This window comes from Mesorhizobium sp. WSM4820, from assembly GCF_055811075.1.
Genome location: NZ_JBVVQN010000033.1, coordinates 17049 through 37085, shown reverse-complemented (window position 1 = coordinate 37085; position 20037 = coordinate 17049). Strand labels below are relative to the sequence as shown.

General features: G+C 60.0%; 19 protein-coding genes, 2 tRNA genes and 2 pseudogenes. 10 read left to right on the top strand and 13 right to left on the bottom strand.

All coding sequences use genetic code 11. The features are described 5' to 3' along the window. Window positions 1-60 precede the first annotated feature (60 nt). Window positions 61-134: transfer RNA gene (locus tag AC0L2R_RS32255), tRNA-Cys, on the bottom strand. Between the two features lie 335 nt (window positions 135-469). Continuing rightward, a complete protein-coding gene (locus AC0L2R_RS32250) occupies window positions 470-730 on the bottom strand; it encodes a hypothetical protein (RefSeq protein WP_023802589.1) in 261 nt (86 codons plus the stop codon). Window positions 731-951: 221 nt separating this feature from the next. Between AC0L2R_RS32250 and AC0L2R_RS32245 the strand changes: the two genes are divergently transcribed. Next, a tRNA-Asn gene (locus AC0L2R_RS32245) sits at window positions 952-1026 on the top strand. 437 nt (window positions 1027-1463) lie between these two features. On the opposite strand, the gene AC0L2R_RS32240 is transcribed toward AC0L2R_RS32245, so the two are convergent. Next, on the bottom strand, window positions 1464-1934 hold the full coding sequence (locus tag AC0L2R_RS32240) for a MarR family winged helix-turn-helix transcriptional regulator (protein WP_473513740.1): 471 nt from the start codon (window positions 1932-1934) through the stop codon (window positions 1464-1466). A 101-nt stretch (window positions 1935-2035) separates the two neighbouring features. Here AC0L2R_RS32240 and AC0L2R_RS32235 point away from each other — a divergent pair, with 101 nt between their 5' ends. The 4 genes and pseudogenes from AC0L2R_RS32235 (at window position 2036) to AC0L2R_RS32220 (ending at window position 4085) form a co-directional block, all read left to right on the top strand. Then, complete coding sequence (locus AC0L2R_RS32235) at window positions 2036-2404, top strand: antibiotic biosynthesis monooxygenase family protein (protein WP_473513738.1); 369 nt, start codon at window positions 2036-2038, stop codon at window positions 2402-2404. A gap of 58 nt (window positions 2405-2462) precedes the next feature. After that, window positions 2463-2909 (top strand): anthrone oxygenase family protein, encoded by a 447-nt coding sequence (locus AC0L2R_RS32230; RefSeq protein ID WP_473513736.1) that lies wholly within the window; start codon window positions 2463-2465, stop codon window positions 2907-2909. A 14-nt stretch (window positions 2910-2923) separates the two neighbouring features. After that, window positions 2924-3205, top strand: a pseudogene (locus AC0L2R_RS32225) (hypothetical protein); the annotation flags it as partial. 670 nt (window positions 3206-3875) lie between these two features. Continuing rightward, window positions 3876-4085: a hypothetical protein gene (locus tag AC0L2R_RS32220; protein ID WP_473513746.1), complete on the top strand. Its 210-nt coding sequence runs from the start codon at window positions 3876-3878 to the stop codon at window positions 4083-4085. A gap of 682 nt (window positions 4086-4767) precedes the next feature. Here AC0L2R_RS32220 and AC0L2R_RS32215 read toward each other — a convergent pair. From AC0L2R_RS32215 to AC0L2R_RS32185, 7 genes and pseudogenes are all read right to left on the bottom strand, one after another. After that, window positions 4768-5660 (bottom strand): annotated as a pseudogene (locus AC0L2R_RS32215) (LysR family transcriptional regulator). Window positions 5661-5889: 229 nt separating this feature from the next. Beyond that, window positions 5890-6471, bottom strand: coding sequence for a molybdopterin cofactor-binding domain-containing protein (locus tag AC0L2R_RS32210; RefSeq protein WP_473513734.1), 582 nt, complete (start codon window positions 6469-6471; stop codon window positions 5890-5892). Next, a complete protein-coding gene (locus AC0L2R_RS32205; protein WP_473513732.1) occupies window positions 6374-8137 on the bottom strand; it encodes a xanthine dehydrogenase family protein molybdopterin-binding subunit in 1764 nt (587 codons plus the stop codon). The genes AC0L2R_RS32210 and AC0L2R_RS32205 overlap by 98 nt, the downstream gene beginning before the upstream one ends. An 11-nt stretch (window positions 8138-8148) precedes the next feature. Continuing rightward, on the bottom strand, window positions 8149-8622 hold the full coding sequence (locus tag AC0L2R_RS32200) for a (2Fe-2S)-binding protein (protein WP_473513730.1): 474 nt from the start codon (window positions 8620-8622) through the stop codon (window positions 8149-8151). Window positions 8623-9159: 537 nt separating this feature from the next. Then, window positions 9160-9984: a CDP-diacylglycerol--serine O-phosphatidyltransferase gene (pssA, locus tag AC0L2R_RS32195; RefSeq protein ID WP_473513728.1), complete on the bottom strand. Its 825-nt coding sequence runs from the start codon at window positions 9982-9984 to the stop codon at window positions 9160-9162. Between the two features lie 32 nt (window positions 9985-10016). Next, entirely contained in the window at window positions 10017-11792 is a 1776-nt protein-coding gene (locus tag AC0L2R_RS32190) for a sulfatase-like hydrolase/transferase (protein ID WP_473513726.1), read from the bottom strand. A gap of 468 nt (window positions 11793-12260) precedes the next feature. Further along, window positions 12261-12563 carry a DUF982 domain-containing protein gene (locus AC0L2R_RS32185; RefSeq protein WP_473513724.1) on the bottom strand — a complete coding sequence of 101 codons (303 nt, stop codon included), beginning with the start codon at window positions 12561-12563 and terminating at the stop codon, window positions 12261-12263. 751 nt (window positions 12564-13314) lie between these two features. On the opposite strand from AC0L2R_RS32185, the gene AC0L2R_RS32180 reads away from it, so the two are divergent. Both AC0L2R_RS32180 and AC0L2R_RS32175 read left to right on the top strand, forming a co-directional pair. Further along, window positions 13315-14052, top strand: a complete 738-nt coding sequence (locus tag AC0L2R_RS32180; RefSeq protein ID WP_473513722.1) for a DUF1236 domain-containing protein — start codon at window positions 13315-13317, stop codon at window positions 14050-14052. Between the two features lie 1266 nt (window positions 14053-15318). After that, a complete protein-coding gene (locus AC0L2R_RS32175) occupies window positions 15319-15498 on the top strand; it encodes a hypothetical protein (RefSeq protein WP_473513720.1) in 180 nt (59 codons plus the stop codon). A 34-nt stretch (window positions 15499-15532) separates the two neighbouring features. Here the strand turns inward: AC0L2R_RS32175 and AC0L2R_RS32170 are convergent, their stop codons facing one another. The 3 genes from AC0L2R_RS32170 to AC0L2R_RS32160 all read right to left on the bottom strand — a co-directional run bounded on the left by AC0L2R_RS32170 (window position 15533) and on the right by AC0L2R_RS32160 (window position 18207). Then, window positions 15533-16207 (bottom strand): LuxR C-terminal-related transcriptional regulator, encoded by a 675-nt coding sequence (locus AC0L2R_RS32170; protein ID WP_473513718.1) that lies wholly within the window; start codon window positions 16205-16207, stop codon window positions 15533-15535. Further along, window positions 16207-17610 (bottom strand): sensor histidine kinase, encoded by a 1404-nt coding sequence (locus AC0L2R_RS32165; RefSeq protein ID WP_473513744.1) that lies wholly within the window; start codon window positions 17608-17610, stop codon window positions 16207-16209. The genes AC0L2R_RS32170 and AC0L2R_RS32165 overlap by 1 nt, the downstream gene beginning before the upstream one ends. A gap of 276 nt (window positions 17611-17886) precedes the next feature. Further along, window positions 17887-18207 (bottom strand): DUF3606 domain-containing protein, encoded by a 321-nt coding sequence (locus AC0L2R_RS32160; protein WP_236376641.1) that lies wholly within the window; start codon window positions 18205-18207, stop codon window positions 17887-17889. A gap of 354 nt (window positions 18208-18561) precedes the next feature. Here AC0L2R_RS32160 and AC0L2R_RS32155 point away from each other — a divergent pair, with 354 nt between their 5' ends. The 3 genes from AC0L2R_RS32155 (at window position 18562) to AC0L2R_RS32145 (ending at window position 20005) form a co-directional block, all read left to right on the top strand. Beyond that, window positions 18562-18861, top strand: coding sequence for a DUF1236 domain-containing protein (locus AC0L2R_RS32155; RefSeq protein WP_027156174.1), 300 nt, complete (start codon window positions 18562-18564; stop codon window positions 18859-18861). A 326-nt stretch (window positions 18862-19187) separates the two neighbouring features. Further along, window positions 19188-19487 carry a DUF1236 domain-containing protein gene (locus tag AC0L2R_RS32150; RefSeq protein ID WP_031256955.1) on the top strand — a complete coding sequence of 100 codons (300 nt, stop codon included), beginning with the start codon at window positions 19188-19190 and terminating at the stop codon, window positions 19485-19487. A 59-nt stretch (window positions 19488-19546) separates the two neighbouring features. Further along, window positions 19547-20005: a hypothetical protein gene (locus AC0L2R_RS32145; protein ID WP_473513716.1), complete on the top strand. Its 459-nt coding sequence runs from the start codon at window positions 19547-19549 to the stop codon at window positions 20003-20005. Window positions 20006-20037 lie beyond the last annotated feature (32 nt).

Here is a 20037-nt window from a genome sequence, read left to right as displayed (position 1 = left end):
GCCACACCTACCGAAATTATCGAACAAAATCATTCATCAAGCACGCGCAGCGCTTGAGAATGGAGGCCTCGCCCGGAATCGAACCGGGGTGCAAGGATTTGCAGTCCTCTGCGTAACCACTCCGCCACGAGGCCTCATTGCTCCCGGCGTTCCACCCGGTTCCAATAGGTTGCGGCGAAAATGCCGTCAAGCGGCCATGGTGCATTCCCGGACGGTTTCCCCTCGGCCATGATGCCACGCGCCGAGCCAACGACACGCATGCTCCGAGAACCGGAGCGCAGCGGACGTCAGAGCGCTGCGCCTCCAATTGGCGCGCGGCGCCGTAGGTAAGCGCAGAACCGCCATCATCTGGCCGTCGGAGCAGAATTTCCAAACAAGGCTCTCAGCCAGTCCGGTCATTTAGCCAGCTGAGTCGACCCGGAAAGAACGCCTTCGCAGGGCTTGCCGGCTGGCGAAGTCGGTACAGCCGTCAGTTCGGCCGCCGCCGCCGTTCCCACCACACGACGAGCCGGCGCCGGTGGCGACGCACCACGGCAAACTCGTAGGAGAGCACCAGCAATCCGATCGGCACCATCCAGAAGCCCAGGATCGGCAGAAAGCCGAGAATGCCGCCGAAGATCAGCACGACGCCGATTGCAATCCTGAGGCCGCGCGAGCGCGGCATGGTGAACTCACGGCCGAAGACCGATATTTTTCGTGCCGGTGGGTGGTTGTGGCTTGCTGCGCTCATGTCTGGTCAGTGGTCCGTTCGGGCAAAGTAAAAGCTTCAGCTGACGAAAGCCGCAACCGCCTTTTCGGTTCCGCGCACCCCGCCAGACGGCTCATATGAGGACGCACGCACATGATTGCCAGAAATCGTGGCGCGAAAAAGCGGCGAAAAATACGAAATGCTTCTTTGCAAAGCCGAAACGGGTTTGCTATAGGCTGCGCCACTCACATGAGAGCCTCTGTTCCCCGGTAGCTCAGTGGTAGAGCAACCGGCTGTTAACCGGTTGGTCGCTGGTTCGAATCCGGCCCGGGGAGCCACTGCCTTTCCTACGCCAGGGCGCGATATTGCGCGCCGACGTGCAATTTTTCCCTACATTTCGATCCGCTTCGCTTCTGCTGCGATGGCTGGCAATCAGCCGAGAAGCCGATCGAAGTAGTGGTAAGCTAGCGTAGCGCCCTGCCCTCGCCTAGGCCGGCAAGGCCCTCATCGTAGATTCGGCGGCGGCATCGTGAAAAGACATGCACACGGCGGGATTGTGCGAAACGAGCCGCTACCAACATTCGACCGGCGAAACCTTCCAGTTCGAGAACCGGAAGAATTGACCCGCAGCAGACTGGCAGCTTCTTGCTTCCAGAAAGCGAGTAGCGGACATTCAAGCCAATGACTAAGGGCTCGGGCCGGCCCTGCGGACCAGACGCTGGTCGGTTAGCGATCACGACCCGCCCTACGCGCACCGCCGTTCGCTGGGCGAGGCTTACTCATGAGTATTTTCATCGCCCTCAAGTTTCTGCCGCAGCATTGTCATCACTCTGCGGGCCGCTTCGATGTCCTTTACGGCAAGCCCTTCCGCGAGCGCCTCGACCCGCGGCGTGTACAAGCGAATGGCCGCATCATAGGCTTGCCGTCCCTTGCCGGTAAGCGCCACGAGTTGCGCACGGCGATGATGCGGGTTTGGCTCAAATGCCACCAACCCTTCCTTGGTTAGATCGTTGACGATGCGCTGAACGTTCTGGCGATTAGCGCCGAGATCGCGCGCAAGCCAAGCTACCGGCTGTGGCCGTTCCGCCGCCACGATAGCCCCCAGGATCTGCCAACGGGCACTGGTCAGCCCGAGAGGAGCGACGAGCCGGTCGCCCCAGGTGAGGGTCAGGTTGTTCACCCGGAACATCGTCAGAATGAGATCGGTCAAGGCGTCTCCGGCTGAGGTCCGCTGCGGTTTGTTCATTTGTCACCATATGATGCTGTTGACATGATGATGTCAATTCATTATGTGTCGATGGTACCTACTCGACATTATGATGTCAAACCCAACGCCGGAGCCCTACCATGCCCACTATGCGCCCTCTCGATCCCGCCTTTCCCATCGACCGTCAGATCGGAATCGATGCCGATGCCGTCGTACTCATCAATCTGTTCACGCTCGATCCCACCGACGAGGCAGTGTTTCTTCAGGTCTGGGAGGACGATGCGTCCTTCATGAAGACCCAGCCGGGCCTGATTTCCATCCAGCTCCACCGCGCCATCGGCGAAAGCCCGACCTACCTGAACTACGCAGTCTGGGAATCGACGGCCGCCTTCCGGGCCGCGTTCACGCATCCCGAATTCAGAGCGAAACTGGGAGCCTATCCGTCGTCGGCGGTCGCCTCGCCGCACCTGTTCCAGAAGGTCGCGGTACCCGGCATTTGCATCGCATAGAGCCTGCTGGCAGCCCGAAGTCATCACAATCGAAATCAAGCCAAGAGGAGAGAGTCCGATGCGACTCCTGTTCAACATACTCGCCGTCACGGGTACGGCCATGTTCGCCGGAGTCATGCTGACTATTGGTGTGACGCTCGGCGGCTACTGGAGGAGCCTTCCCGCAGCCGAGTTCCTCGACTGGTTCAGCCAGAACAACGGGTTCATTTCGGGGGTGATTCCTCTTGTCGTCGTTCCGACCCTCGTCGGCCTGATCGGCTCCCTCTGGCTCGGCTGGGGCGACGGTGGGCCGCGTATGCTCTGGATCGGATCGGCCGCCTGCATCGCGGGCGTCCTGGCGCTCACAATGATCTGGTTCGTGCCAACCAACGCGCAGTTCGCGGCCAAATCCCTGCCCCTCGACCAGGTTTCTGACCGGCTCAACACCTGGATCCTGATTCACTACGTCCGCATCGGGCTTGCCGCCGCCGCCTCGGTGCTGGGCTTGCTCGCCATCAGTCGGTGAAAGACACAGAAGCCATGACCAAGCTCATTCATCCCGTCGCCGGCACGATCGCACTCCTAACGATCCTGACCTTCTGGCTCTCGACCGCTCTCAGTGAACTGTTCGCATCGCAGGCCACCATCATCGCCGTCAAGACGGCCATACCATGGGGCTTCCTGCTGCTGGTCCCTGCCGTCGCTGCAGCAGGCGCCTCGGGCCTTGCCCTTTCCGGCGGACGGCGGGCCGGTGTCGTCGGCGCGAAGCTCAGGCGCATGCCGGTGATTGCGGCAAACGGCATCCTGGTGCTTATCCCCTCGTTCCCCAAGAAAGGCTGCGTTCTCCGGCCGGCGGTTCGAATAAAATAGCGTGATGCGGTGGGGCAGCCTTGCCGCGGAGGCATAGCGAGCCATGGCCAGAAACGGCGTGATGCCGATGCCGCCGGCAAGGAACACCGCCGGTCGCATCGGATCGTCGTGCAGGGTCAAGTCGCCATTTGGACCGGTCATGCGCACCGCGCCGCCGATCGGGAGCGACGCCAGGGAACTCTTGAATGCCGTATCGCGGAGGCGCGTTGTGACCATCAACTCCGGCTCCTCTGGCCCGCTGGCCAGCGTGAGGTGGCGGGAGCTACCCTTGCCGTCCGTCTCGGACGGGTTGAGCAGCGTGAGCGATATCGACTGGCCGGCTAAATGATGGAAACCGGCCGGCTTGGCGAAGCGGAACGCCATGGTGTCGTCGGCAACCATGTCGCAGCCAACCAGCTGCACTTCATGCGTAACGCTCCGGCGATTGTGCCTACCTGATAGCTTGAAACCGTCACGCATGTTGATACTGAGCAGCGCGATGTTCGTCGCCCCCGCGATCAACTCGAGCGTTGCACCGCGTAGAACATGGTGTCGAATTCTGCCGCCTGCGCCTTGGCCGCGAGGAACAACGCGGCTGCAAAGGCTGCAGAAGACCAACCCTAATTTCAACGTTGTCGCCACGATGACAGCGGCCAGTGAAGCGGCTCAACCCTGGGATGGGCAGACCGGAGCGATCAACGCCGCGATGATGCGGCGCCATCTGCCCGACGTGCTCGCTCCTATCTACGACCTTGCGGGATCGCCGGCGATGGTCGGAGCCATGCACGACATGCTCAGCGGGTTGGGCGTCAACGACGAGGCTGTACGCCGCGAGGAGCTCTCCGGCTACTAACGGCGCGGAAGGAGACTTACAGCTCGGTCTCCGGAGGCCGCTTTCGGGATGTGGCAGACACTAGCCCAATGGCCGACATTGGGGCGCGACTGCCCGTTCCAGAGCTCAAGCCCCGCCTTTTCTGCGCCGGCGTACCTAATCCTACTCCGGTTCTCGTCAGCATCTTGTGCCCCTCAAGAGCCGTTCGTATTTGCCATCAAGCCGCGTTAGGAACGGCCGCACGATAGCGGCCGTAACCCACCTTCACGAGCAACCCTTCCTCGCATATGCGGGCGAGGTAGCAGCGAGGAACGCCGATGTCGGTCAGGTCTTTGTCCGGACTTCACCCTTCTCAAGAGCGAGCCGGACGGCGCGTTCCCTCAATGTTGGCTTCGGACCACCGGCAAGCCGGATCCGCTCCGCGCGATCGCGATCACGCTTCCGCATCCTGATAGTGGGCTGTGGCGTAGTTTCGAGGGGAATCGGCAGCACATAGTTCGCAGTATCGTTCGGCCCGGGGAGCCAACGCCCATTCTACGCTACGGCGCGCAGGAGCCCTCTGAACGCCCCAGTAACGCTATACGTGGCTGCCTTTGGCGGTGGCCAGGTTGGTGCTGAGCTCGAAGGCCAGTGTCGCGCCGGCCGATTAGACGGCGTAATCGGCATGAAGTTAGAAATCAGATTGATCAATGGTCGGCCGCCCTTAGCCCCTGTATCGGAGGGCGTCGACCAGAAGCGTGAAGGCGGCAGTATGCTGCCGCCGGCTTGGATAATAGAGGTGGTAGCCGAATATGGCGCGCACCAGTCTTCCAGTACCCGGACCAGGCGGCCGTCCGCAACATGCTGGGATATCTGGTTTTCGAACGTGTACACCAAACACGAGCCATCGACCGCGGCATGCAAGAGCATCTCGTTGTCGTTGAAGATAACCGGTCCATCGACCCGGACCTCAAGTTCGACGCCGTCCTGTTCGAACTCCCAGGCATAAAGGCCGCCCCCGGAGTTCTGGCGATAGCTTGCGCATCGGTGTTCGCTCAGGTCGCGGGGTGTCTGCGGGGCGGGACGATTGGCAAAGTACGACGGAGATCCCACGACTGCCATCCTGACGTCTGGGCTGATCCGAACCGCAACCATGTCCTTTTGCACCTGTTCGCCCATGCGGATACCGGCGTCGAAGCGCTCTGCGACAATGTCGGTGAGACCTTCATCGACATGGACCTCAACCGTGATGTCGGGATAATTCTGCAGCAGTTTCGACAATACGGGCCACAGGACAGTTTGGGCGGCATGCCGGAACGTGGTGATGCGGATCGTGCCTGCAGGCTTGTCGCGAAGCGCGGTGAGCGCAGCAATTTCACTGTCGATATGGTCGAATGCCGGCCGCAGGCTGATAAGCAGCCTTTCGCCTGCCTCGGTCAGCGACAGGCTGCGCGTCGTTCGCGAGATCAACCGCACACCGATCCGTTGTTCGAGCATGCGCACCGCATAGCTGAGCGCGGATTGGGAGAGGCCGAGCTTTGCGGCCGCGCGTGTAAAACTCCCCTCCTCGGCAACCGCGATAAACACAGCCCATTCGCTGAAGTCGCCTCTTCTCACCTATAAACCTCATTTCTATATCCATGAGGATCATGGCGGATAATCAGCATGCCTGTCTCGACATATTTATGCTCCGCCCAGCCCCGCCGGCACGAGTCGGCATTCGAGACTGTCTGGTACTGCGCGGATTCCGCCCCCCGATGGCAGCCGAGCGCCGACAAGGCGTTATCTGCCTCGCTCGCTGCCGGAACAGCAAGCAGCGAGCAGAAGCGGTCTGGCGTAAAAACGGCTACGTCAGATTGAACGGCAATTGACGCAGCGGTTTTCCCGTGAGCCGTGCTATTGCGTTGGCAAATGCCGGCGCCAATGGTGGCAAGCCGGGCTCGCCCATGCCCGTGGGCGGTTCGGCGCTAGGCACGATGTGGATGTCGAATTCCGGCACGTCCGTGATGCGCGCCACCGTATAGTCACTGAAGTTGCTCTGCTCGACGACGCCGTCCTTGAGCGTTATTGCAGAGCCTGCCAGGCACATCGACAAGCCCATGATCGCCGCGCCCTGTACCTGCGCCTCCACGGTCAGAGGGTTGACGGCCAGATTGCAGTGAACCCCGGCCGTGACCCGATGCAGTTTAGGCTGTCCATCGGCAGCAGAGGCTTCCACCACGTAAGCGACCACTGAGCTGAAGGACTCGTGCACCGCCACACCCCAGGCCCGCCCCTCGGACAATTGCGTCTTGCCGTACCCGCTCTTGTCAACGGCCAGTTGCAATGCGTCACGATGGCGGATGTGCTGATCGCCGAAGAGCTGTATGCGGTAGGCTACAGGGTCTTGGTCGGTTGCACGCGCTATATCGTCGAGCAGGGTCTCCATCACATAAGCCGTATGGGTGGAGCCGACGCTGCGCCACCACAGAACCGGCACGTTGTCCTTGGCATGATGCACGGTCAGCCGCATTGGAAGCGGATAGGGAGCCCGCATGCCCTCCGTCGTGGCGGCGTCGATGCCGTTTTTTCACCATGAACTGCTCGAACACGGTTCCGGTAAGTATCGACTGGCCGACGATGCTGTGATCCCAGGCCAGCACCTTGCCTTGATTGTCAAAGCCGATGCGGGCGCGGTGCAGGTGCAATGGACGATAGTAGCCGCCCCTCATATCGTCCTCGCGGCTCCAAAGCGTACGGATCGGTGCATTCAGCCCCGCCGACCTGGCGGCCTTGGTTATTTCGCAGGCCTCGACCACGGTGTCGTAGGTGCTGGAAAAGCGCCGACCGAAGCCGCCGCCCGACATCTGCACGTTAAGCACGACCTGTTCCGGCTTGAGGCCGAGCGCGGCTGCGGCAGCGGCGGCATCGGGTCCGGCACTTTGGCTTCCCATCCAGATCTCGGCACGATCATCGGCAAGTCGTACCGTGCAGTTCAGCGGTTCCATCGCCGCGTGGGCGAGATACGGGAACACGAACTCAGCTTCCAGCTTCAGCGGCGCCGTTTCCAATGGCACCATGTCGGAATCGAACTGGCGCGGGCCGGGCCGACTGGCCATCTCGCGATAGTGCGCGAGTTGCCGTTCGCTATCGACCTTTTCGACGGCCGATGTGTCCCACTCCACGTTGAGGGCATCGCGGCCCTGAGACGCCTGCCAATATCCGTCGGCCACGACGGCCACGCCCTCGGCACCGCGATCCAGCGGCACGCGCAGGACGGCCTTCACGCCCTTGACCGCCCGGGCTGCGCTGTCGTCCAGGGTGGCTATCTTGGCTCCGAAGACCGGAGGACGAGCCACCACGGCCGTCAACTGTCCCGGCAGCTTGAAGTCGATGCCAAAACTCTGTTGGCCGCTGCTCTTGGCTTGAGCGTCCAAACGCCGGGTGGGCTGGCCGATGATGCGGAAATACTTGGGATCCTTCAGCGCAATCTTCTGCGGCACCGGCAAGGCCATGGCCGCCTCGGCAAGCTCTCCATAACCGAGCTTGCGGCCATCGGAGGCCAGAACCGCGCCGGCCTCGGTTCGCAGAGTGGACACATCCACATTCCAGCGGGTCGCAGCGGCCGCCAGCAGCATGGCGCGAACACGAGCACCCAGTTCGCGATACTGCGTAAAGCTGTTCTTGATTGTGTTCGAACCGCCGGTAAGGTGCATGCCGAAGAGCGGATCGACATAGGCCATGTCATTGGTGCCGAGTTGGCTGCGCACCAGGTTCCAGTCCAGATCGAGTTCTTCGGCAAGGATCATGGGCAATGCCGTTTGGACGCCTTGACCGAACTCCAGCCGGTTGATCGTGACCGTAACCTCTCCATTGGGCGCGATGTGGACAAATGCAGAGGGCTGCTCGGTCGGCTTCAGACTGGCTGCCGCCTCATCGACCTCGGACGACTGCGCGACTGCCAAATCAGGGAAAATGCCGACAGCCAGGCCGAGGGTCCCCGTCAGCTTGAGAAAGCTGCGGCGTGGCATCGCCTGGACCGTCGTTGAGCGGCCCCGTTCCATGATGTGCTGCAACGCGCGCGGCAGCTCTTTGTGATCCATGTTGGGGAACATATGCGTCTCCTTCAGACGAGGGTGCTGGCGGCGTCGGCTATAGCGGCGCGGATACGGGCATAGGTTCCACAGCGGCAGATGTTTCCGGCCATGGCGGAGTCGATCTCTTCGGCGGTCGGCTGCGCTCCGGGCGACAGCGACGCGAGCAAGGCCGTCGCGCTCATGATCTGGCCGCTCTGACAGTAGCCGCATTGTGCCACGTCGTGCCTGACCCATGCAGCTTGGACAGCCGCGCCGACACGGTCGGTGCCGTCGGTTGTCTTTTCAATCGTGGTGATCTTGCCGCTTTCAACGGCGGAAACCGGTGTGCTGCACGAGCGGATTGCCTCGCCATCCAGATGCACCGTACAGGCGCCACAGAGCGCTGCGCCGCAGCCGAATTTGGTGCCGCTCATTCCCAGCGTGTCACGCAGGACCCAAAGGATCGGGGTTTCGGGGTCAACGTCAATCTCGTGCTCTCGCCCGTTGATATTCAGTGAGATCATGGCCGGTAGGTTCTCCTGGGTTGCTCCACCCGAACAGGTTTCCCAAGCGGCCTGGGGCTTCCCGGCCGACTGAGACATTGGCAATCTGGTGGCTAGCGCTAAAGCTAGCTCGCCGGGCGATGCTGGATTAGACTGCGCAATTTGCATGACCTTAGAAACGTGGTTTCTGAATGCGTCACACAGGCGAGGCACGTCCGCGTTTGCGCGGTCAGCGCCGGCATTGCCGTTCACGGGGATCGAAAAGCAGTAGATGCGCCAGTTGCGGCGAACGGCCCTGAAAAGGACTGCTGCTTCCGCTTCGGAAGATCAACACCTAGGCCGCCAAACGTTCAGCGCTGTGCAAAAACCCGGCTAGAGTGGATTGAATCGAACGCTTGGTACCCGCCCGAGACCGTCCTCACAGATCGGGGAAGAGCGGCGCGGCCCTGCTCGTTGCAGACGTTCGGAAGGTCGCCAAAGGTGGGAGGCGGCCGTTGCCGCGAGGTAGTTGCTGCCTGCCCGAGCCGGGACCTGGACAGCCATCAAGGCTTCCAGATGTCATTCCACTACCCGAGCGGTTTCGACATCGATTTCGTCGTGAATTTTCTCATCATGACGGAAACTGATCCAGCTGATCGGAATGGAGGCGAGATAAAGGACAGTCAGAACAACCAGAAACTCGCTGGGGTAGAGCACGACGGCCGCAACCAGCCCTGCGACTGCCAAGAACAACGCAATCATCGTCCTCTTGGAGACTTGGCAAGCCCACTTCTTCCCGGAAAAAGTCGGGATCGTCGAAACCATCAAGAAAGCGATCAGAGCTGCGTGCAGCCCCGCAATCTGAACAGTTGCAGGTGTCGGCGGAGCCAGCGATATGGGCAACAAAACCGTTAGGGCAGCGGCCGGTGTCGGCATCCCAGTGAAATACGCTTTCTGCCATGCCGCTGCTGCCGAATTTGACTGCGCATTGAAGCGCGCCAGGCGCGCGGCCGAAGCAAGAGCGAATGCCATTAGGCACAGGCTGAACGGGCCGGTCATCAATGCCTCGCCCCAAAAGAAAAGCAGGACGATCGGCGCTACGCCGAAGCTAAGAAAATCCGCAAGACTGTCAAATTCGGCTCCGAACTGTGACGACGCATGCAATCGCCTCGCCAGACGGCCATCAAGACCGTCGAGCACTGCTGCCACGACGATCGCCAACAGTGCGAATTCGAACTCGTTTTCGATCGAGAAGCGAACGGAAGCCAAGCCCGAGCAAAGCGCCAGCGCTGTTATGGCATTGGGTATCTGCTGGACAAGTCGAGAATGCGTTTTGCGACCATCCGATAGCGTGTTCTTGCTGTCGTTCAATGCCGCGTCAGCCGACTTGCGTTCTTTCGCCATTGTCGATCTTCCTTTTTCTCTGCCATCCCCTGCTATTCGCTCGAGATTGGTTCCGGACCTGCGACGCAGCCAATGCCGCCCTCGCAAATATTCGGACGCGAGTTCGTCAGCGTAACCAGGAGGTCAAGCCGCTGCCGACCCTTTTGAATCGTTGGATCGACGGAGTGCCAAGCGGGACGATTGGAGAACAATCCGAGGATATCGTCTGTTACGAACTGAAGCTGCGATGTAAGGCTGTGAAGGAGGGAGCTTTCGTATCGAGCCGATATTTCGGATGGTCGGTACCCCATCAACTCCAACAGCGTTGGCGCTATCGCGAAATGAGTGGCCATGTTCGGATATTGCGTGGCGACTTTCTCAAAGCGGGCCCGAAGCTCCTCATCCCCGGTTGAAACCAACATTGGAACTATGGCTTCGTTCGGGTCTACATTCGTATATGAACTGCAGTGCGTGAGACGGCCGACGCTGAAATTTTGTCCATGGTCCGACGTGTAAATCATCGTTGCGTCCCTCCAGTCGACCCCATCGATCAAACGGGACAAAGTGCGGTCTGTCGACCAGCGCACCGCGTTTGCATAGGATTGAAGCGTCCCTGAGGTGCCGGCGTCGGATGCAAACTCCGCAGGCGACCCGTCACTGTAGGGGAAATGCGCGCCATTCTTGTTCGCGTAGATAAAAACATGATCGCCGACGCTCATTTCCTTGAGCACGATATTAATGAGTTCATCGTCGAGATCATGCGTTCGAATTGCATTGTCCAACTTGTAGAATCGGTCGATCGAAATCGCTTCGGCGGGCGTCATGTAGTTTTGCAGTTTACCATAGACGGTGACGAAACCTGCCTGGGCGTCTATGAACACGGTGCGATAACCTGCCCTCTTTGCATACTGCCAAACTGTCGGGCTCGCCTTGACTGACTGGACTAGATCTCGAGGATAGGCCATGAAGCGAAGCAATGCGTTCGATTGAAGAGAACAATTCGAGCCGGACACAGCGGGGCCAAAATCAATCAATCGGCTTCTGAGTTCGGCCAGTTGCGGAGTGACGGGGTTGCGGGGCTCAAGACTTACGAAGTCGGACCGAATGCTTTCGTCGACCAGCAGCACGATAGCCCGCGCCTGGTTTCGTTCCGGCGTCATGGATACGATTTCCCGCTCCGGGAACGTTCCACTGTTCAACTTGTAAGCTGCGATCGCTGCCAGGGACAGCGGCGAGAACTGCTTCGGCAACGCTTCTGAACCTTTGCCCTCTCGATAAATAACCACGCCCGCAATGAGGACGATCGGCAACATGGGCACTAGTGGTGACCAGTATCTGGTCTTGCGTGTCGCCAGTGGCGGAAGGGAGGGGGGCATGGCGATTGCGACAACACCCAATATCGCGACAGCGACCGACCACCAAATCGCGTTGGAATAAAATTCGGATGCCCTGTGAGCCTCGTGACGGACCGTCCAGAAATTGAGAACGTCGAAGATGAAGAACTCGGATCCTTGGACAAGGTAATAGCCATAGGCTGCGGCGCTTGATATCGCGAGGGGGACGGCCCACAGGAGCCGAATGATCCAGTTGGGATGAAAGGCAGCGGCCAACACTGCCAACACAGAGATGACCCAGATGATGCTGAAGATCATCAAGGTCAGCTGGCGCTGATCGTCAATGAGCAACCGGATGCGGTCGATAAAGCCATGATTGGTGAGGAGGATCACTGCGAGCAGCAACGCGCATTTCAGGGCAAGAAGTGCCCCCCTTGTCGCATTGACACCGCCTTGCCTCCCCATTTCCCTCCCCCCTTCCCTGTCGCCCAGCATTGGCCACGCTTTGGGGTGTTCAGGCAGGGAGTCTATCGTCGGCTAAGTTTTCGGGAAGTTCACAATATGACAGATAGATGACGTTGTCGGACAGCAGAAAGGCGGTGCCTCATAGGCCATGCACCAAGCAAAGGGAGTAGAAGCAGGCCTAGCATCAACCCGATGGGGAACAGGATACCTGCGCAACGTCCTCGGACGCCTCTCTGACGGACCACGTGCGGACGGAAATCATGTAGGCGAAGACATTACGGTTCAAAGTCTAAAACGAAGCAGGCGTGCGCGGCGTCGAACACCGCTCACCGGCCATCTTTCCGCTGATGCATGTCGCGCAAAAGCACGTCCTCGGGCTGGAACCGAGGGTGCGCAGCGGTTTTGCAATACGGCGTGCATAACTTCAAAAACCCTAAGCGCGCCGCATGCGTCGCATGGGTCCATTCCAACGCGACGCGCTTTAGGCAGCTACATCGGTTACGCCGTCACGCCACCGCGACCGGTTTTCTGTGCCGTCATCCAGGGCATAGCTGCAGAGGCGTCCTCGAGTATTTTGGCCGATCTCGCGAAGCCGGCGAAAGCCTCGCGTGCAACGGAAATGGGAATCTGGCCATCATAGGCGCGCTGGCAGGCGCGGAACGCCGTGTCAAAGATTGGCCCTCGGCGATTGTTCGGCCATTCCTGGAGGAACTCGAAAGCATCGGCCAAGCATTCGATTTCCTCCACCATGAACTCCCCTTTCCTGACGAAAACAGGCCGGTCGAAAGTCCTGTCGTTCATTACAACCTCCATTCAACTGAACGAGTGTTTGAGCTTCCACGAGAGCCGTGAGCGACGGCTGCGGAAAATATGTGAAGCGCACTTTTTGCTGTCAAGGAACGGCCAATTCGGGACTGAAGCAAACCTCCTCGCAGGACAGGGACCGCATGCGGAACGTCGCTGTGTAGCGCTGCAACCCGCAGCCGAGGACGGTCTGAACGCCATCGCTCCCGATGAAACCGAACTCTCGCAAAGGCTGTCGGCAGCATTCGTCATGCCGGAAAGCCTGGACAACAGCAGAAAGCCCGCGCCCTCGGGGAGAAGACGCGGGCTGACCGGAGCTTCCGATCTCGCAGCATTGTATGAGGGGACAATACTACGCTGCTGGCACTAAACTTTCGTCGCAGGACAGTGTTCCAGCCTCACAGGCTGGCGCAGGCAAAAAAGTCCGCCGTACCCGCAGGTGCGACGGGGCGATCAAGCGGTCACCAAGCACGGCTTGGGGGCTGAGAATGTGCCCGCTGCGCGCGGACCGAGAAAAATCATTCGCGTGCCGGCTGCCCGGCGTCTACCAACCGCCAGTTGGAAGAGTGGGCCGAACGGAGAGCCCGCGCCTCTGCTGGAACAAGGACACGGCCTATTCGGCGCGCTTGCTGGCTCACTCCGGCGCGCGCCTGGACGCGGCTTCCGCGCCCGGTCAATTCGCTTGGAACAAAACATTCCAGAGGTGGTTTTCCCCATGAAGGGACAGACTTTTCGAAGGAGACGTCTCGTGAAAAAAGTTCTGATCACCAGTATGCTGGCCATAGGCGTTGGCTGTGGCGCAGCATTCGCTCAGGAACAGCAGCCGGCCCAAAGCCAGTCCGGCACCGACTGCCCGGCCGGCTCGGCCGGTTGCCCGGAAGGTGCGATGGGCGAACAGGGTAAGGCCGGCGCCACAACCGAGCAGCAGACGCAAGGCGAGGCCGGCGCCACAACCGAGCAACAGGCTCAGGACAAGGCCAAGACCCAGACCGAGCAGCAGACCCAGGGCGAGGCCAGCGCCACAACCGAGCAACAGGCGCAGGACAAGGCCAAGACCCAGACCGAGCAGCAGACCCAGGGCGAGGCCGGCGCCACGACCGAGCAACAGGCGCAGGACAAGGCCAAGACCCAGACCGAGCAGCAGACCCAGGGCGAGGCCGGTACTGCCACCGAGCAGCAGACTCAGGGCACTACTCAGTCACAGGATGAGACGGAGACCGGCGCGATCAGCAATGTGACCGTTGAGCAGAAAACGCAAGTCACCCAGATCCTCAAGCAGGAAAAGGTCGAACCGGTTGCCGACGTCGACTTTGACATCTCAGTCGGTGTCGAGGTTCCGCGGCAGAGGGTTGAACTGCGTCCTCTGCCACGGCGAATCATCGAGATCGTCCCAGCTTACGAAGAGTACCAGTATTTCGTGTTGGCCGATGGCCGTATCGTCATCGTCGACCCGGATACATTCAAGATCGTCCTTATTCTGACCTGACGCCCTAGTTCGGGTTAATCGAGGGGTCCGCTGCCCCCACGGCGGACCCCTCGTCTGCATCGACAAGTCTCTGCCACCGAAGGCACGGCTATTACGCCTGTTCAAACTGACAGGCTCTCTGCGTGTCGAGGTTCCTTCCAGCCGCTTCCCACCAGGATTACATCTGGACGGCGTCCTCCCTGCTCAAAAGGCCTGAGCTAGGACTTCGGTCTGGCCGCTTGCCGACCATGGGCTGGCCCAGGCAGTGCTTTGGTCCGGGACCGCTATGGCAAAAGCCTGAAATGGGGGAGTTTGTAGGAACCGAGTTCCTGCAGGCGTCGTTGCGATGCCGACACCGTGACAGGAGGCTGCAATGGACCCCAGCATTCACCAGGCACGTTGGCTGCTTTTTCCGGTATTTGGCCTGGTGTTCGGGGTCGCCGCCGTCGGGCTTTTCATCGGCTGATGAGGTCCACCGATGAAGGCAACGCACTCGCGCAGTCATGAGTCCCTTCCTGCGCCAACGAGGCCCACCGGTTCTCCCCCTTGAGACTGGTGGGTCTTGACACAGCCCGATGATGGCGAAAGCCTGATAAATCGGTGCAGAGTTCAGAGGATTGACTGGGGCGACGGATTGCCGAGCGAAGGATTGGCCTGGACGAATTCGAAATAGGTAGAAATGCAACATTGGGCGTGACGGTAAAAGGATATTCTGGCGTGCTATTGGCAAGTTCATTGATCACAGACGCAATACGGCCGCAGCGCCCGAAGCATTGTGAGACAAGAGTTCTCGCCGGTGCGCGGCCTGCCCGGCCTCAATCGCAGCGCAGTCTCAAATCTCTTCGAGGGCTTCGCGTCGCCATCTGCCTGAGCGCATCGGCCCTGGTTCTCGTCGTCAGCCCCTACCGTGTGGCACAGGACGGCCTGTCCCTGACGCTAAGCCCACAGGCCGCCTGGGCACAAGGGAACTCTGGGAACGCTGGGAACTCAGACTCCGGCAACTCCGGCTCCGGCAACACTGGCTCCGGCAACACTGGCTCCGGCAACACTGGCTCCGGCAACTCTGGCTCCGGCAACTCAGGAGACACTGAAAGCCCCGGCAACTCTGGAAACGCTCCTGGAAATGCCACAGACCCTGGAAATGCCACAGACCCTGGAAATGCCGCAGCCCCACAGGCCACGGACCCGAACGGCAATGCGAACGAAACAAAAGCACTGAACGTCACTCCCCCGACAAATCCGGCTACCGCGCTAAATCCTGGCAACAAGCCCAAGACGTATATTAACGTGACCACTGGAGACCGGATCGAGGTGCGCGGGGCAAGCGTGGGTGTGGTGCATTCCAACGGGCTGAGCGAGCGCATCGACGGCGGCCATTACGAGATGCGCGATGCCATGGGCCGCACCATCATTCGGCGGCAGGCAAAGAAATCCGATCGGGCAAGACTGCTCCGGATGATCGAGTGATGGCGCGTTCCACAGGCCGCAAGGCTGTCTTGCTTCATGCAGGATCGCGGACAGGCGGATGCTGATGCTCGGTCGCGTCGCGCAATGTCATCGCGGCTTCGGTGCGGTTGCTCACATTGAGCTTGGCCAGAATCCGCGTCATGTGATGCTTTATGGTTTTCTCGTGCAGGTTCAGCTGAAGACCGATCCGCTTGTTGCTCAATCCCGCGGCAACGAGCGTCAGGATCTCTCTTTCGCGACTGGTGAGTTCGGCCAGAACGTCGGGTTTCTCGATCGCGGTTGGTTGGCTGGACAGGTCGACCAACACGCGCGCCGACAATTGCGGACAAACATACCGTTCGCCCATCGCCACCGTGCGCAGTATGGCGGCCAGGGTTCTCGATCCGACGCCTTTCAGGACGTAGCCTCTTGCCCCGCTCTGCAAGGCGGTCATGACGTGCTGGTTTTCCTCCGAAACGGTCAGCATCACGATTTTCAGATCCGGGTGCCGCTCCAGAGCCGGTTCGACCGCGCTGAGGCCCCCTCCAGGCACCGAGATGTCCATCAGCAGAATATCGAGTTGCTGGTCTTCCGATATCCGCAAGGCGTCATCTCTGCTGCTGCCTTGGGCAACGATCTCGAACCCGCCGATCTGCTCGAGGGTGCGCACAACGCCTTCCCTGAACAGCGGATGGTCGTCGACAATGGCGAGCTTTATGGCCGCTGCCATCACGCCTGTCCTATTTCGACTGTGTTGAGAACCATTTTCACCACCGTGCCATCCTGTGAAGATGTTACATCAAATTGGCCGCCGAGGCTTTCTACCCGCTCACGCAGCCCGATGAGCCCCAGCCGTTCAGGGTGGATGATCTTCGGGTCGAAACCTGGGCCGGTGTCGGAAACCTCGATAGAAACGCGCTCCCCGTCGAATTGTTTCGCGACTGATTGACCGGCACCCCCGGCATGGTGGAAGCCGTTGTTCAGCGCCTCCTGAATGAAGCGAAAGATGCAGATCTTGGCCGCTGGCGACAAGGGTGTGTGGTTCCCGGTCATGGACAGCATCACTTTGACGCCGGTCCGCTCTTCGTGCGCTCGCACGGCAAGCTCGAGGATTTCCGTCAACTCGGCATTCTCGACATGCGGCAGCATAAGACCCTTGCTGACATTCCTGATTTCTCGCATTGCATCGTCCAGATTCGCTTTGACCACCTGCAATTCCCGCGCGCGCGCCGCAGCCGGGGTGGCAGGATCGGCTAGCACGGGGCTATCAATCCCTAGCGCAGCGAGGGCAACCAGTTGCGCCGGCCCGTCGTGCAGGTCAGCGCCGATCCGCCTGAGGTAACGTTCGTTAAGTGCCGTGGCGCGCTGCGAAGCACGCTGCACCCGCAGCCTCAACATTCTGTTTTGAGCAACCAGGACGGAAAGTTCGGCAATGCGCTGCTTCAAGGAGCGGCTCTGCGAACGAATCGTGCGGCTGCCACGAAAAACGATCACCGAAAGACCGAGGAAAAAAACCGCGGTGACGGCTGCGACATCGAACCAGGTCCGAACGAGTGCCTGCCGGAGATCCCTTTCAAAATCGGTGGCGATCTCGTCGAATTCCAAAACAGCCACGACTTCGCCCGACCATGGCTGAAGCATCGGATTATAGATTTCAAGAAGATGCAGGCCGCTGTCCCTCTCAGCCTGGTTATCGTAGTGCCTGTCCATTTCAGCAACCATGTCGCCTGCGAATGCGGCCCGGAGATTGTCTTTGAGTGGAAAGCGCTTCCCGACCAGACTTTTATTGGTTGAATAGAGGATGGTGCCATCGCGGCGCCATAGCTTGAACGATTCGAGCCTTTTGCCGAGCGCGCCTTGTCCCAGCGTTTCATCCAGCGCGTGCGCAACGCTCTCGTCCAGCATCTCGCTCCTGCGCATGTCGGGAAGCAGCGGCGCGATGACGCTGTCGACGTAAAGAGCGGTAGAGGCGGCCGAGTTCCGGGTGACCGCGGCTTCAATCTGGCTTGTCACGGACATTCCAACCACGATCATCGCCGACAGCGAAAACAGCCCGCCGGCGAGCAGAAACTGAGTGGCCAGCGACAGTGCATTCCACCGATCGAGCAATCTTGTCGGTCTGTATGGCGCCATATCTCCACCGGCCCGGTCGGCGGCGCGTCGCGCCAGCGGCACGATTCGAGAGAACCAGCCAATCTGTCGTCGAACGACGCTAAATGACGCCATCTTTGATCTGCACCGATCAATAACAAGGGAACTTAGGGCTTGCGAGCTGGACGAAAACCGCAACCCTGCGGTTTTTTGCGCAAGCGCCACTGCCATGGTTGAGCGAGGCAGCAAATATGACGCCTCAACCACGTGCTACCGGCACCTGTCGCCCCTGGCAGCGGCGGAAGGTGCTGCGTACTTTCACTTCCGGTCGCGCAATGCTCTCACCGCTTGCGTAAGGGTCATCCGATCGTTGCCGTTCTTTTTGATCAGCCTGCTGACCTGGCTGGGCGAAACGCCATTTTCTCGCGCGAAATGCTCCACCTCGTAATACTGGTCCACCGACAGGCGGTCGCGGTCGAGAAACGATCGATCTTTGTTGTTGTCGTCCATTTCCGTTTTCCCACTGAAGCTCGTTTGAACATTGGACGCAAACGAGGGACCACCCGCCAAATCGAGGAATGGCGGGTGGTCCCTTATCGGCGCAGGAAGGGACTTAGCTGCGCAGATATCTTCGTCCATCAGCCACATCGTCAAGTCGGTCGTTCGTCAGCTGACGACTATTCCAATTGCCAGGAAGGCAATGGAGACAGCGAAGACCGGTGCAAGTAGCCAGCGGGCTTGGTGAACACTATTCTCCATCGATTCCTCCCGTGACGCACGGCGAGCAACGAGTGCTGGCAGTCGTGGTTCCGGGCCACACGCCATCGTCGCCCTTTGCGCACGACAATTCAGACTTAGGTCCAACGGCACGGCGTCTCTGGTCGGACCGAAGCCCAGCCGCGGAACGTTTGCAGCTGTCTCGATGTTGAAGGCGAGCTTGGCGCGACGAAGATGCGTCCCAGCGCAAGACAGCTCATTAGGAAGGAAAAACTTATGAGAATGCATCTTTCCACTGCAGCCGCAGGATTTCTGCTGCTGGCAAGTGTCGGCGCCGTGGCTGCCCAGGACGTGATCATCCAGCCCGAACAGGAGACCGTCATCAGGGAGTATGTGAAAAAGCAGCCGCTCGCCTCGGTGAACCTGCTTGGCGTGGAGCTCAATATCGGCTCGGCGCTGCCCGAGACGGTCGAGCTTCATGAGGTTCCCGACGTCCAATATCGCTACGTCGTCGTCGACAATCGGACCGTTCTTGTTGATCCAGGCACACGCAGGATCGTTAAAATCATCGATTGACTGAAATGGCCTGGGGAGGAGAAGCTCGCCGCTTGGACGCGGCGGGCCTTCTTGCCGTTTCGCTGTCGCCTACGGTTCATAGCGCCCTACGTTTCATAGCACCCATGGTTCATAGCAATTGAAGCGTGCAGTCGGTGCGCCCCGAAACCCGCGGCATCGCCCTTTGGGCGCGACGCGTCAGACTTAGGTCCTACGCAAAGGCCCTGCCGAATTGGACCGAAGCCCAGCTAAGGAACGTTTGCGGCTGCCTCAAGTTTGGGTAAGCAAGGCGCTGATGCCGTCCGGCGCAAATAGGCTTACAAGTCACAGACATAAAGGAGGCAGTTATGAGAATGCATCTTTCCACCGCAGCCGCGGGCCTTTTTCTGCTGGCCAGCGTTGGCGCTGTTGCCGCTCAGGATGTGATCATCGCGCCTGAACAGGAGACCGTGATCAGGGAATATGTGAAAAAGCAGCCGCTCGCATCCGTGGAACTCCCTGGGGTGGAACTCAATATCGGTTCAACGATACCCGAGACGGTCGAGCTTCACGAGGTTCCCGACGTCGAGTATCGCTACGTCGTCGTTGACAATCGCACCGTTCTTGTTGATCCCGGCACACGCAAGATCGTCAAGATCATTCAGTGACCTGAACGCGAGGGGAGGAGACGCCCCCCGCGTCGAAACGAGCGGCGGGCGACTATGCGATGGGCAGTGTCAAAATGCGAACAATCAGCAGACTTTTCGATTCCCGCGACCAGGCAGCGCGTGCCGTTGCCGCGCTTCAGGCGGCAGGAGTTTCTCAAGAACAGATCAGCGTCATCGGACCTTACGACGACGAAATCAGGGCTGTCCTGCGTGGTCCGGGGGGTGCTGCGCTTGGCGCGGCCGCTGGTCTGTTAATCGGCCTGGGTGCTTTTGAGGCCACGGGCATTGATCCTGTCCGAGCGGTGGCTGGCCTAACTCTTGTCGGTGGGGCCTGCGGCGGCCTTGCTGGTGGGCTTCTCCAGGCATCTGCCGATGTTGCCAAACAGCCGGGTGAGCCGATCGTTGAACAAGGCGTCATTTTTGTGATGGCGCAGGTCGATGAAAATCAGGCCGATACCGCACTGGCAGTGCTGGAAAATCCTGTTCGCGTAACGCAACTCGTGGCCACAGCCGGCTGAGATGTGTCGGGTTGGTTCGCGCCTGACTCCTT